This window comes from Saccharophagus sp. K07 (assembly GCF_014336955.1).
GTDB lineage: Bacteria > Pseudomonadota > Gammaproteobacteria > Pseudomonadales > Cellvibrionaceae > UBA5868.
This window is the reverse complement of the sequence record NZ_QRAI01000003.1, coordinates 406,960-420,567: the sequence shown is the minus strand read 5'-3', so window position 1 is coordinate 420,567 and position 13,608 is coordinate 406,960. Positions and strand designations below refer to the sequence as shown.

Here is a 13,608-nt window from a genome sequence, read left to right as displayed (position 1 = left end):
ATCTTTTAATGTGTTGATTGTTCGGGTTTGGTGGGAATCGGGTCATAACCACCCTGGTGCCAGGGATGGCATTTACTCAAACGCCGTATTGCGAGCCAGAGGCCCTTTAAGGGTCCGTGATGATGGAGCGCATCTATGGCGTAGTGTGAGCAGGTGGGTTGGAAGCGACAGTGGTGACCCAGCCAGGGACTAAGCAAATACTGATAACACCGGATCGGTGCCACCAGCAATCGCACACTCAGCCGATTTATGGGGTGGGCGCATTTGCACGTTTGGAGATGCGTTTCCATAAACCGGTAAATAAAGAAGTCAGCTGCTCTCGGGGGACAATCTCGGCTCCGCGCCGGGCGAGAACTATAGCATCTATCGCGGGAAGATTGTGCTGCTCATTGCGAAAGGTCTCGCGCGCAATGCGTTTGATGCAATTGCGGTGATTGGCGCGGCGCACGTGTTTTTTCGGTATGACGAGTCCAATGCGAGCGATGCCTTGATCGTTCGGCCGGGCGAGAATCAGAAAATTGGGATGGGACGCTCGAATCGGTGCGTCAGCGAATACAGCAGAAAACAACGCCTGCTTTAAAAGACGTTGTTTCTTACGAAATTGAAAGCGCGGAGTAGAAGAGGTGCCGGCTTCGATTTGATCGGAGCCCTCGGGGCTCAGGGAGGAAACATTCAAAGCCGAAACACCACAGCAGAGCTGGAATTAAGCAACCAGTTGCTTACGACCTTTAGCGCGACGACGAGCCAAAACCTTACGACCGTTTTTGGTTGCCATGCGAGCGCGGAATCCGTGAGTACGCTTACGCTTCAAAATGCTGGGTTGGAATGTTCTTTTCATGACATCACTACCTGAGGGATATGCGGATTAGTTTGAGTCTTTGTCCTGGCAAACCCAGGCCGTTTAAGGACGCGGCATGATATAGAAAAAGCGGTTCGGGCGCAACGAGCATTTATTGTTCATGTCGATCCGGGGGTGGTTTCATACAACGCTTGGTTTATCTCACTTCTCCCAGGATCTGTACAGTTTTTGTTCAAGTTATCCACAGATTTTTCCACAGATCAACTTTATTCAGCTTTGGCCTGTTGAATTTTTCTTTGTCGTTGGAAATGGCGAAATTCGCGGCATAAGTTCCGCATAAGCAAATTTCGTACTTTGTAAGGCGGTCTACGCCGAAAGTTACACACAATTTTATTTCGCGTTGTCTGTGGATAACTTTGGCGGAAGTCGGTAGAATGGCCGTCCATTTCTGCCGCAGGTTGCTGGCTTCCCTGTCGGCTTAGCTTCGTGCTGTTTGCGAAGCGGCATCTTGAATATAACGACAAGATAACCGGAGTATTTCCTTTGCCTGATTCTCTATGGGAGCGCTGCCTTTTACGTTTGCAAGGCGAGTTGCCCGCACAGCAGTTCAATACGTGGATTAGGCCGTTGAAAGCCGATCATGACGGTAGCGGGTTGCGCCTGTTCGCGCCCAACCGTTTTGTGCTCGATTGGGTTAACGATAAATTCCTGCATCGGATTCGCGAGATTGTTGCGGAAACAGGCCAGGGTCCTGTTGAGTTGGGTGTTATGGCTCGTCAGGAAGCGGCCTTTTTACGTTCGACACCAGCCGCGGTTCCGACTCCGCCACCGGCTCCTGTGCATGCAACATCATCTTATGATTCTTACTCGACCGTCGATGCGACATTAATTGAGCGGCGTTCCAATTCATCGTCATTTTCTTCGATGAGTGATTTGGGCCTGGACGGCACGGCCGGGGCTTACCGCGATATGGTGGGTGATATACCGGCAGAAGAGCAGGACATTATGTTGTCCCGGCCGGTCAGCCCGAGTGATCTGAATGAACATGAGCCTTCCGGTCGCAGAATTGCGAAAGAAGATATCGAAGGCGGCCTCACCCATCGAAATTATTTGAATACGAGTTTTACCTTCGCCAACTTTGTTGAGGGTAAATCCAACCAGTTGGGTTTAGCCGCAGCGACTCAGGTGGCGGAAAATCCCGGCGGTGCCTACAACCCTCTATTTATCTATGGTGGTGTGGGATTGGGGAAAACCCACTTGATGCACGCAGTAGGGAACGCGTTAATTAATCGCCGACCCAACGCCAAAGTGGTTTATCTCCACTCCGAGCGTTTTGTCGCTGACATGGTAAAAGCACTGCAGCTCAACGCCATCAACGACTTTAAACGCTATTACCGTTCGGTCGATGCTCTGTTGATTGACGACATTCAATTCTTCGCCGGTAAAGAGCGTTCACAGGAAGAATTTTTCCACACGTTTAACGCGCTGCTGGAAGGTGGTCAGCAGATCATTCTGACTTGTGATCGCTATCCAAAAGAAATCAACGGTTTGGAAGAGCGCTTGAAGTCGCGTTTTGGTTGGGGGCTTACGGTTGCTATAGAGCCGCCGGAGCTGGAAACGCGCGTTGCTATATTAATGAAGAAAGCGCAGCAGGCGGCCATGGATCTGCCGAACGATGCGGCGTTTTTTATCGCTCAGCGAATTCGCTCCAACGTGCGTGAATTGGAAGGTGCGCTCAAGCGGGTAATCGCCAATGCGCATTTCACCGGGCGGCCAATTTCCATCGACTTGGTACGGGAAGCGCTTAAGGATTTGCTGGCGCTGCAGGATCGTTTGGTCAGCATCGACAATATTCAGCGAGTGGTCGCGGAATACTACAAAATCAAAGTTTCCGATCTCCACTCCAAAAGGCGCAGCCGTTCTGTGGCAAGGCCCCGCCAGGTCGCTATGCATTTGGCGAAAGAACTGACTAATCACAGCTTGCCGGAAATCGGCGATGCATTTGGAGGGCGTGACCATACAACCGTGTTGCACGCCTGCCGCAAGATCAAAGAACTTCTCGATTCAGATGCGGACATCCGCGAAGACGTTAAAAATCTTCTGCGTACCCTGACGACCTGATTTATCAGTTTTATAACTATCAATTTAAAGAGACTGCACAATGAAATTTTCCGTATCACGCGAAGCCTTGTTACGACCTTTGCAGCTGGTTGCTGGTGTGGTCGAAAAGCGCCAAACGCTACCCGCTCTGGCAAACGTCCTCGTGGTGCTGGAAGGTGAGAAGTTGTCCCTTACCGGTACCGACCTGGAAGTGGAAATCATCGGCCGAGTGACTTTGGAAAACCCAGGCGTCGACGGTGAAATTACGGTTCCAGCGAAAAAGTTTTTGGATATCTGCCGCAGCCTGCCGGAAGGTTCGATCATAGAGTTCCTCTACCAGGATCAGAAAGTCACGGTAAAAAGCGGGCGCAGCCGTTTCACTCTTTCTACTTTGCCTGCCAGTGAATTCCCGGCGATTGAACTGGGCGACAACGATCTGAGCTTCAGCTGCGAGCAGGCCGAGATCAAACGTCTTATTGATCGCACCAGTTTTGCTATGGCGCAACAGGACGTTCGTTATTACTTGAACGGTATGTTGTGGGAGTTGCATCAAGACTCATTGCGAGTGGTTGCCACTGACGGTCACCGCTTAGCGATGTGCACCCGCCCAGTGAATACTTCTTTGTCCGAGGAGTTGAAGCAAGCCATTCTGCCGCGCAAAGGTGTTATTGAATTGGCGCGTTTGCTGTGTGAGCCAGAGAAACCAGTAGAAATCATCATTGGCAACAGCCATGTAAGAGCGATCACTGAATCCTTTGTTTTCACCTCTAAACTGGTCGATGGCAAGTTCCCGGATTACGAGCGCGTATTGCCGCGTAATGGGGACAAGATCATGATCGGTAATCGGGAAGAATTGCGTCAGGCATTTACCCGAACCTCCATTCTCTCCAACGAAAAATATCGCGGTGTACGCTTTGTGCTGACCGAAGGATTGTTGACCATTACTGCCAATAACCCGGAGCAGGAAGAAGCGGAAGAGCAAGTTGTTGTGGATTACGCAGGTTCGCCGATTGAAGTTGGCTTCAACGTCAGTTATTTGCAGGATGTGGCAAATGTCATCTCTTCCGAGAATCTGCGTATTACTCTCGCTGACTCCAATAGCAGTGCCTTGATCGAAGAGCCTGATAATAGCGACTCTCTGTACGTCGTTATGCCGATGCGACTCTAAGGTAAGCGGATTTACTTTATGCCCATTACCCGCCTGGTAGTGGACGATTTCCGCAATTTGAAATCCGTTGAAGTGCGTCCAGGGAAGGACGTCAGCCTTATCGAAGGTGAAAACGGCTCGGGAAAAACTTCTCTTTTGGAAGCCATTCATACTCTCGGCTTGGGCCGTTCCTTCCGCACTCGTAAGTTCAAAAACCTGATCTCCTATCATCAACCGGCGTTCCACATCTATTGCGACTTTGCCCAACAGGGCATACCCCATCGTTTGGGTGTTACACGCGGTCGCGATGGCACCAGCCTGTTCAAGCTCGACGGCGAAGTCATTAATAGTGCTGCGGATTTGGCGGCGCTCTTACCCTGTCAGGTAATTGATAGCCACTCTTTTCAGTTGCTGGAAGGTGGACCATCCGAGAGAAGGGCATTTGTTGATTGGTTAGTGTTTCACGTGAAACCAAATTTCCGTCGGGTTTGGTCGGACTATGCGCGCTGCCTCAAGCAGCGGAATAGTCTCCTCCGATCTGATAGAATACAGCGCCCAGATTTCGCTATTTGGGACAATGCCTTAGCTAAGCTTGGTGGGGAAATCGATTCTTATCGGAGAGAAGTGGTTGAGGCTTTCGAATCCATCACTCGAAACTACCTTAAGGAATGCGACTTTATCGAGTCGGGCCATTTTGAAATGAGCTACCAGGCGGGTTGGGATACATCAAAGCCTTTGCTTGAGCAGCTCGATGCTCATTTTGAGCGTGACTTGGCTCTTGGCTACACCTCGCTGGGGCCCCACAAAAGTGATGTTCGTTTCACCTTTAATAAGAGACCCTTGGTAGAACTGTTTTCCCGGGGCCAGCAAAAGGCAGTGATTACGGCGTTCTACCTCGCTCAGCTAGAGGCGTTCTTGCAGAATAATCCGCGCGACTGTGTCCTTTTGATTGATGATTTGCCAGCAGAGTTGGATGAGCAGAATGTCCAGCGTCTGTGCAAATGGATCGGCAACTTGGAGCGCGTACAAAGTTTTATGACAGGGATCGATTTGTCCCTGATAAATCGTATTTGGCCCGCTCGTGTTTCCTCGGAAGAAGAGGGCGCGAGAAAATTGTTTCACGTGAAACACGGGCAGATTACTGAACAACCATGTCACCGGAGTATCCCATGACAGAGAACAAAGATTACGATTCGTCGAGTATTAAAGTGCTGAAAGGTTTGGACGCAGTGAGAAAGCGTCCAGGTATGTACATCGGCGATACGGATGACGGCACCGGCCTGCACCACATGGTGTTCGAGGTCGTGGATAACTCCATTGACGAAGCACTGGCAGGGCATTGCACCGAAATCAAAGTCACCATTCACCCAGATGAATCTGTATCCGTCAGCGACAATGGTCGCGGTATTCCGACTGAGATGCACGAAGAGGGCGTATCCGCAGCGGAAGTCATCATGACCGTTCTGCACGCCGGTGGTAAATTCGATGACAACACCTATAAAGTATCTGGTGGTCTCCATGGCGTGGGTGTGTCGGTTGTAAACGCGCTGTCTGAAACTCTGCGCTTAACCGTCCGCCGTAAGGGGCAGGTATTTGAGCAGGTTTATCACCACGGCGTACCAGAAAAACCGCTGGAAGTGATCGGTAAAACCGACGCCCAGGGGACCGAAATTCGCTTCAAACCGTCCCCAGAAACCTTTACCAATATCCAGTTCCATTACGAAATCCTGGCCAAACGCCTGCGTGAATTGTCGTTCCTTAACTCGGGCGTAAGGATCCTGCTGATGGATGAGCGCACGGGTAAGAAGGAAGTGTTCCAGTACGAAGGTGGCCTCAAAGCCTTCGTTGAATTCCTCAACGTAAATAAAACCACGCTCAACAAAGTCATGCATTTCACCGTCCAGCGTGAAGATGGCATTGGTGTAGAAGTCGCCATGCAGTGGAACGATGGTTTTCAGGAAAACATTTTTTGTTACACCAACAATATTCCCCAACGCGACGGTGGTACCCACTTGGCTGGCTTCCGTGCGGCATTAACCCGCGGTCTTAACAATTACATCGAAAAAGAAGGTCTGGCGAAGAAGGAAAAAGTCGCGACCACTGGCGATGATGCCCGCGAAGGTCTGACCGCCATCATTTCCGTAAAAGTGCCAGATCCGAAATTCTCCTCACAAACCAAAGACAAGCTGGTGTCTTCCGAAGTGAAGGCAGCGGTAGAGCAGGAGATGGGCAACAGCCTGAACGATTATTTGCTGGAAAACCCGCAAGACGCCCGCGCCATTGTCGGCAAGATGATCGATGCCGCGCGCGCTCGTGAAGCAGCGCGTAAAGCGCGGGAAATGACTCGCCGCAAAGGTGCGTTGGATATCGCTGGCTTACCCGGAAAATTGGCCGACTGCCAAGAAAAAGATCCCTCTCTCTCCGAACTCTACCTCGTGGAGGGTGATTCAGCGGGTGGATCGGCTAAACAGGGCCGCGACCGCAGAACCCAAGCTATTCTGCCTCTCAAAGGTAAAATTCTGAACGTCGAAAAAGCGCGTTTCGACAAGATGCTGTCGTCTGCAGAAGTGGGCACACTGATTACGGCGCTCGGTTGCGGTATTGGTAATTCCGAATTCAATATCGATAAGCTGCGTTACCACAGCATCATTATCATGACTGACGCTGACGTCGACGGATCGCACATTCGCACCCTGTTGTTGACCTTCTTCTTCCGTCAAATGCGCGAATTGGTGGAGCGTGGCCACGTCTATATCGCTCAGCCACCGCTCTACAAAATCAGCAAAGGTAAACAGGAACAGTACCTGAAAGACGACGAAGCCCTGACCCAATTCTTGACCAACGCGGCTCTGGAATCCTGCGCGTTGCACGTCAACGAAAATGCGCCACCGATTTCGGGCGAACAACTTGAAAGCTTGGTGCAAGAATTCCGCAAAGGCATGGCGATTATCGATAGACTTTCGCGCTTGTATCCAAAAGAAGTACTGGAAGAACTCATCTATCTGCCAACTGTAAGTAAGCAATCACTATCTTCCGTAGAAGAAATTTCTCCGTGGAATCAATTGTTGAGCGAACGTCTTAACAAGTTAAGCGAAACTTCGCGTACGCACCGCTATGCAGTGACTATCCACAACGATACTGAGCGCAATCTGTATCTGCCGGAATTGAAAGTTACCGCCCACGGTGTGCCGACAGTCGTTCGTATCAGCCCCGAGTTCGTCGAATCCCACGATTACCGCGCCCTGCGCAACCTGGGTGAAAAACTGGAAGGCTTACTCGAACCCAGTGCTTACGTTACCAAAGGTGAACGCAAACAGCCTGTGAGCAGCTTTAAAGAAGCTCTGGATTGGATCATGGCGGAGTCGAAAAAAGGCTATAACATCCAACGCTACAAAGGCCTCGGTGAAATGAACCCGGAACAACTCTGGGAAACCACCATGGATCCAGCCACTCGCCGTATGTTGAAAGTCACCATCGAAGATGCGATTGCGGCCGATCAAATCTTCACATGTTTGATGGGCGACCACGTGGAACCGCGTAGGGAATTTATTGAAACCAACGCACTTTATGTGGCGAATTTGGATGTGTAATTGAAATTAAATTTTTAATTGATTTGAATGGGCCGTTTATACGGCCCATTTTTTTGGATTGAATATTGTCGAACTATATTTTGAATCCAAAAAATGAATTCCCTTTAATTATCAATCCCAAAAGTCCGCAAAAACGCGTGCTGTTCACTACCTTTCTTGGATGGAAGCAGATTGCTGGAAAAACAATCTGCATTTTTCTGTGCGAACATCGGAAACTAAATTGATGTTTCCAAAATAATTTCACCTGTGCGTGTGTCCTTTATTGTTATTGTACTGACTTGTAGAGTTTCCTCCTTGTGATATAGCGGCACGATCAAAGGCAATTCGACACGACCGGTAACTCCAATCCATTCATATTTATCGTTTGAACTGGAATGAGGTTCGGCTTCGCGATAACCTGGATTTGCGATGTAGAAACGGTGGTCTCCGGCTCCGCGGATTAATACTTCCCAATCTCCGCTTTGGCGGGCGAAAACCTTGGGCGCATAGGCTTGAATCCGCTTGGATGAGAGTTTACGTGCACTCTGCAATTTGCCATCGACGAAATCGAAAGAAAGCGTCACTACAGCAACTTGTTTATTGGCCTGAGGTCGATCCATCGGCACTGGTTTAGAACTTGTGACAACTTTGGTTGGTCCATGGACACGGTTGTCAACGACCTGAGCATTGGCCATATTTGAGAAAAGCACAAATAAGCAAAAATAGAATAGATTTTTCATAATTTGATTTCCTTTCGTGGTGATCAAGGTGCGGGAGGAACGGAATAACTCCATTGTCCGGGAGCAAATACGCTCGGGTCATCGATGGATACGCCTAAGGCATCTTGATAAATTTTGCGCATTAAAAACCAATCAGCTGGACCCGATTCCCAAACCTCATTTTCAGTATTGCGCATGATTAAATTGGTAGTGATATTTCCTTGAGACCGCCACCATACGGATCCATCTCGGGAAGATGTCATAGATACACAGTTGCGCCAGGAAGCGTTGTTAGGGTCGGTTGTGCAACCATGTTGCGTGGCATAGAGGATTGGACGCACCTCTGAATAACTACTGTCACAGCAGTATTCATCGGGCAACCCAAATAATCCATGCCCCGTCTCGTGCACTATGGTTCTGTAGCTGTTTGGTTCTGCCGTTACACGACCACCGCCGCCACAGTCGCGCAGTTTGTTTCGGTGTATTAAGACAAGTTGGTCAGCAAATGCGGCGTCGGTGTTGACCTGAGAGGGCCACACCACGGTTGGGCAGCGAAAGTTTCCTTTTGTATCGGGTGGATTCTCGGTAACTGAACCTGTTGCGGTCATGTAATAATAATTGTAATAAAATAGCCCGTTGAAATACGCTTGATTCTGCCAATACGCATTTTCAATAACGTCCGCCATATCATCCACAAACGCTTGCCGATTTGCCAGAACCGACAAATCTCCGTAAGACGAATCCGGTACAAATACTATATTAAAAGCCTTATCCGGATTGCTTTGAGGAACGTATAGCTCGAAAACCGTGGCTCCCGACACTGGCTTATCTTTGTTGCTCACCGTGCGCGTAATTTCACAGCCCACGAGGAGATAAGCGCTGACAAAAAATAAAGGTATTAGAAAAATTAGGATTTTTCTTTGCATGGCCAATTCCTTCAGCTATTTAGCTATTAATGGATAGAAAAACTATTTCAGTTTTCCGCCATAATTTTTTAGGATCTGCTTTTTCTATGTCAGGGAGAATTACCTGGAAATATGTGAAAAATTCACAGGTATTAGTCCATTTTAGTAGCCTGTAATTTGGCACAAAAAAGAGGGTAATTTTTCACAGAATAATCTCTGGAAACGAGCAAAATCACCTGTAGGTTAAGAAAAAAGGTGAGGGCTATGCCAAAATGAAGCAGCGAATATTTGTGCAAATACCGGCATATCGAGACTCAGAGCTCGCATCCACCATTACGAGTCTTTTCGAGAATGCGGAAGACAAGGAAGCATTGGATGTCTGGATATGTTGGCAGCACGACGCATCTGAAGTTTTGCCAAAATCCATTACCGAGAATCCACAGGTCAATATTATTGATATTGATTGGCGGAAAAGTCGAGGTTGTGGCTGGGCTCGGCGAATTTTGCAACAACAATGGGATGGACAAGAATACTCTTTTCTAATCGATTCACATTTACGATTTGTCAAAGGTTGGGATAAATACCTCGTTCAGACGATGATACAGCTCAAAAGGCAAGGGCACAAAAAGCCGATAATTTCCACCTTACCTCCAGCTTATTATTCTCCGCAGAACTTTCCTCAGGATCGCGCCAACTTTCCTACAAAAATCTATCCTAGAAATCATGAGATGGGGATGTTGATCCGATTTTATGCAGAGTATTTACCTTTATTCCGCTGGCTGAAAGAGCCAGTGCCCGCCAGATTTCTCGGAATGTGCTTTGTTTTCGCGGACGGACGGTTCAATGAGGAGGTTCCGATAGACCCCGACATTTATTTTTTCGGTGACGATATTACGACTGCATTACGCGCACATTGTCATGGTTACGATTTTTTTCATCCGCAAAAATTGGTTGCCTGGCATCTTTATGATCGCGGCACTCGAGTGACACACTGGGATGATCATCAAGATTGGACGGAGTTGAATCAAGTCTCTTATGAGCGAGTGCGAGCGAGCCTTCTCGGACAAGAGCTTAGCGGTTTCCCGCGTGGAAAGAAACGAAGCTTCAATAGCTTTAAGCAGTTGGTTGGCTGGGACTTGGTGATATGAATCGAACTAGTTCTATTGACCGATTGCGGCAGAATCAAATCAACATTTTCGATCGAGTCTTGTCGCGGAATGAGTGCAATCGTCTCTTGCTGAGTTTTGATAATCGCCTTTGGGAAAGAAGCGCTGTTATGAGCATAAAAGATGGTAAGAAATTGGAATATGGTTATTCAAATTGCAGAACCAGCAATTCGCTGTTTTTTCCTCGGGACCAATTTAATGATGTGTTATTGGAGATTACAACGAGAGTTGTTTCTCGAGTAAAAGATCTCAATCCAAGCAATTGGGAGCCCTGGCAGGTTACTCGTTATTATCCAGGTCAATATTTTGAACCCCATTTAGACAGCCACTCAGGTGACCAAGATCCTGAAGGCCCACGAACTAAAACGATCCTGCTGTACTTGCAAGCCCCTCTGGAAGGGGGAGAGACATATTTTCGTGCGTTAAATTTATGGATCAAGCCGGTTCCTGGTCGATTAGTGGTTTGGGACAACCTATTGGCGACAGGAAATCCAAATTTCGCGATGATTCATTCTGGTGAACCGGTTGTTCGAGGAATCAAGGTGATTTTGCAAACTTGGCAGCGACAGAGCAATTTCAAACATTCAATGGAGGCATTATGAAAAAGCTAAACAATCCTGATGAAACTGTTAAACAGCAAGAGAAAGCAATAAAAGAAATCGTTAAGCGATATGGTGATACTATAGATCTGCGCAAATCACCGTATTTGATAGCAGAAATCATTCGAGAATACGCAACGTTATTTCCGAATGGCAATACTAATCAGAGCGAACCAGTACCTGGTAGCCATGGTACACCCCCTCCACCACCACCTTCACCTGACGGAATGCGGGATCCGCGAGATCAATATACGCAGATTAATGCTCAATTGGTGCAACTGACGAGAAAGATTTCTCAGATGGAGCAACAACTGAAACTTAAAGGCATGATGTAACTTGCTGTATTAATCCCGAGGCCATCAAATCCGGACTTGATGGCCTATCGCTGAATCCGGCTATTAAACCGGCTCCAACTTCGCATACTGCACCACCAGCCACTTTGTTCCTTCTGTTCCGAATTTCACCTGTACGCGGCAGGAGGGGCCTTGGCCTTCGAATTGCAAAATTGTGCCTTCACCAAAAACTGGATGGCGAACTTCCTGGCCGAGTCTAAAGGGCATATCCATGTCATTTTTTGCCGAGGGCATGGAGTGAAATGATGTTGGCCGTATCACAGTCGATTTCAGTCGCACCTCTTGAACAAGATGAGACGGAATCTCCCGCACAAAGCGGGAAATGGCGTTAAAGGTTTCACTACCGTAAAGACGCCGGCTTTCAGCGTAGGTAATAATTAATTTGGCCATTGCTCTGGTGATGCCGACGTAACACAGGCGGCGTTCTTCTTCGAGGCCTTCATTAGTGTCGGACGACATGCGGTGGGGAAATAGATTTTCTTCCATGCCCACCAGAAATACCACCGGAAATTCCAGGCCTTTGGCGCTGTGCAGGGTCATCATTTGCACGGCATCTTGGTATTCCTCTGCCTGTGCTTCACCTGCATCCAGTGCGGCATTGTCGAGGAAATTCGCCAGTGCTTCCTGCTCATTGTCGCTTTCAAAACTGCGGCACGCGTTGACCAGTTCCTGCAAGTTTTCCACGCGCGCTTCACCGCGTTCGCCTTTTTCATTTTTATGAAATTCGAGCAGACCGCTGTCGCGAATAACGGTGTCGACTTGTTCAGCCAGTGGAGAACCTGCAATGCGCTCTTCCAATGCATCCAATAAGCTGAGAAAACTCTGCAATGCATTTGCTGCGCGCGCGGTCAGCACCTGGTTGAGAATTAAAAGTTGAGCGGCGCGATGCAGGCTGCATCCTTGATCGCGCGCCGTTGTGCGAATGGTATCGACGGTTTTATTGCCAATGCCGCGTGTCGGAGTATTGATAACGCGCTCAAAAGCGGTGTCATCATTACGATTTACCAACAAACGCAAATAGGCGAGGGCGTTTTTAATTTCCAACCGATCGTAGAATCGTTGGCCACCGTAAACGCGGTAGGGAATTCCTTCGCGAATCAGCGCTTCTTCCAATACTCGCGACTGGGCGTTGGAGCGATACAAAATGGCGATATCCTGGCGTTTACAGCCTTTTGCTAACCAGCTCTCAATATTTTCCACCACGTAGCGCGCTTCATCTTGCTCGTTGAACGCGCAGTACAGATCAATCGGCTCGCCTTTTTCTCCAGAGGTCCATAATTCCTTGCCTAAACGGCCGCTGTTATTGGCGATCACCGCATTGGCGGCATCGAGAATAGTGCTGGTAGAACGATAATTTTGTTCCAGGCGAGTGGTGCCGACATTGAGAAAATCTTTGGAAAAAGACTGAATATTTTCAATGCGCGCACCGCGCCAACCGTAGATCGACTGATCGTCATCGCCCACAGCAGAGACAAAACTGTAGCTGCCCGCGAGCACGCGCAGCCATGCGTACTGCACGGCGTTGGTGTCCTGAAACTCATCGACCAGAATAAAAGGAAAACGGTGCTGATAATGCTGCAGCAAATCCGGATGGGTCAGCCAGAGTTCGTGAGAGCGCAATAATAATTCCGCAAAATCCACAACTCCTGCCTGCGCACATAAATCTTCGTACAGGGCGTAGACGCTCTTCATGGTTTTCATGAAAGGGTCGTGACTGTCGGCGATATGTTTCGGACGAATGCCTTCATCCTTTTGGCCGTTGATAAACCACTGAGCTTGGCGCGGCGGCCAGCGATTTTCGTCCAACTGCAGCGCCTGATAGGCGCGCTTGATCATGCGAAGCTGATCGTCGGAATCGAGAATCTGGAAATTCTGTGGCAACTTCGCCTGTTGCCAATGGGCCTTCAACAAGCGGTGCGCTATGCCGTGGAAGGTGCCTACCCATAAACTGCGGTAGGCCCCGGCCAGTGCGGGATGGTCGGCCAGCAGGTTATGCAGGCGCTCGCGCATCTCCTTGGCGGCCTTGTTGGTAAAGGTCACTGCCATGATCTGGTGCGGTGATACCCCCTCAACCTGAATCAACCAAGCGATACGGTGCACCAGAACCCGCGTCTTGCCACTACCGGCCCCCGCCAAAATCAACTGATTGCCCGGCGGCGCGCATACCGCCTGGCGCTGGGCATCATTCAAGGAGTCGAGCAGGTGGGAGACGTCATCTTTCATGGGTAAGGCCGATCATCGCAACGCAAAA

At 49.0% G+C, this 13,608-nt stretch carries 13 protein-coding genes; 7 read left to right on the top strand and 6 right to left on the bottom strand.

Going from position 1 to position 13,608, the window contains the following annotated elements:
• Positions 1-5 precede the first annotated feature (5 nt).
• The 3 genes from yidD to rpmH are packed head-to-tail and all read right to left on the bottom strand — an operon-like array spanning position 6 to position 838.
• Positions 6-290 (bottom strand): membrane protein insertion efficiency factor YidD, encoded by a 285-nt coding sequence (yidD, locus tag DWB84_RS11530; RefSeq protein WP_187409940.1) that lies wholly within the window; start codon positions 288-290, stop codon positions 6-8.
• Positions 248-676 (bottom strand): ribonuclease P protein component, encoded by a 429-nt coding sequence (gene rnpA / locus DWB84_RS11525; protein ID WP_255428956.1) that lies wholly within the window; start codon positions 674-676, stop codon positions 248-250. Before rnpA ends, yidD begins: the two co-directional genes overlap by 43 nt.
• A gap of 27 nt (positions 677-703) precedes the next feature.
• Complete coding sequence (rpmH, locus tag DWB84_RS11520; RefSeq protein ID WP_187409939.1) at positions 704-838, bottom strand: 50S ribosomal protein L34; 135 nt, start codon at positions 836-838, stop codon at positions 704-706.
• 504 nt (positions 839-1,342) lie between these two features.
• Here rpmH and dnaA point away from each other — a divergent pair.
• The 4 genes from dnaA to gyrB are packed head-to-tail and all read left to right on the top strand — an operon-like array spanning position 1,343 to position 7,636.
• On the top strand, positions 1,343-2,920 hold the full coding sequence (gene dnaA / locus DWB84_RS11515; RefSeq protein ID WP_187409938.1) for a chromosomal replication initiator protein DnaA: 1,578 nt from the start codon (positions 1,343-1,345) through the stop codon (positions 2,918-2,920).
• A gap of 40 nt (positions 2,921-2,960) precedes the next feature.
• Positions 2,961-4,067, top strand: a complete 1,107-nt coding sequence (gene dnaN, locus DWB84_RS11510; RefSeq protein ID WP_187409937.1) for a DNA polymerase III subunit beta — start codon at positions 2,961-2,963, stop codon at positions 4,065-4,067.
• 18 nt (positions 4,068-4,085) lie between these two features.
• On the top strand, positions 4,086-5,219 hold the full coding sequence (gene recF / locus DWB84_RS11505; protein ID WP_187409936.1) for a DNA replication/repair protein RecF: 1,134 nt from the start codon (positions 4,086-4,088) through the stop codon (positions 5,217-5,219).
• On the top strand, positions 5,216-7,636 hold the full coding sequence (gene gyrB, locus DWB84_RS11500; protein WP_187409935.1) for a DNA topoisomerase (ATP-hydrolyzing) subunit B: 2,421 nt from the start codon (positions 5,216-5,218) through the stop codon (positions 7,634-7,636). The genes recF and gyrB overlap by 4 nt, the downstream gene beginning before the upstream one ends.
• Positions 7,637-7,851: 215 nt before the next feature.
• Here gyrB and DWB84_RS11495 read toward each other — a convergent pair whose 3' ends face one another.
• Positions 7,852-8,355: a hypothetical protein gene (locus tag DWB84_RS11495; RefSeq protein ID WP_187409934.1), complete on the bottom strand. Its 504-nt coding sequence runs from the start codon at positions 8,353-8,355 to the stop codon at positions 7,852-7,854.
• A 23-nt stretch (positions 8,356-8,378) separates the two neighbouring features.
• Positions 8,379-9,260, bottom strand: a complete 882-nt coding sequence (locus DWB84_RS11490; protein WP_187409933.1) for a hypothetical protein — start codon at positions 9,258-9,260, stop codon at positions 8,379-8,381.
• A 251-nt stretch (positions 9,261-9,511) separates the two neighbouring features.
• Here DWB84_RS11490 and DWB84_RS11485 point away from each other — a divergent pair, with 251 nt between their 5' ends.
• The 3 genes from DWB84_RS11485 to DWB84_RS11475 all read left to right on the top strand — a co-directional run bounded on the left by DWB84_RS11485 (position 9,512) and on the right by DWB84_RS11475 (position 11,339).
• Positions 9,512-10,387 carry a GlcNAc-transferase family protein gene (locus tag DWB84_RS11485; RefSeq protein WP_187409932.1) on the top strand — a complete coding sequence of 292 codons (876 nt, stop codon included), beginning with the start codon at positions 9,512-9,514 and terminating at the stop codon, positions 10,385-10,387.
• Between the two features lie 128 nt (positions 10,388-10,515).
• Positions 10,516-11,007, top strand: coding sequence for a 2OG-Fe(II) oxygenase (locus DWB84_RS11480; protein ID WP_187409931.1), 492 nt, complete (start codon positions 10,516-10,518; stop codon positions 11,005-11,007).
• The gene (locus DWB84_RS11475) at positions 11,004-11,339 is read left to right on the top strand and encodes a hypothetical protein (protein ID WP_187409930.1); all 336 of its coding nucleotides are present in this window, start codon (positions 11,004-11,006) and stop codon (positions 11,337-11,339) included. Before DWB84_RS11480 ends, DWB84_RS11475 begins: the two co-directional genes overlap by 4 nt.
• A gap of 63 nt (positions 11,340-11,402) precedes the next feature.
• Here DWB84_RS11475 and uvrD read toward each other — a convergent pair whose 3' ends face one another.
• Complete coding sequence (gene uvrD, locus DWB84_RS11470) at positions 11,403-13,580, bottom strand: DNA helicase II (RefSeq protein WP_187409929.1); 2,178 nt, start codon at positions 13,578-13,580, stop codon at positions 11,403-11,405.
• Positions 13,581-13,608 lie beyond the last annotated feature (28 nt).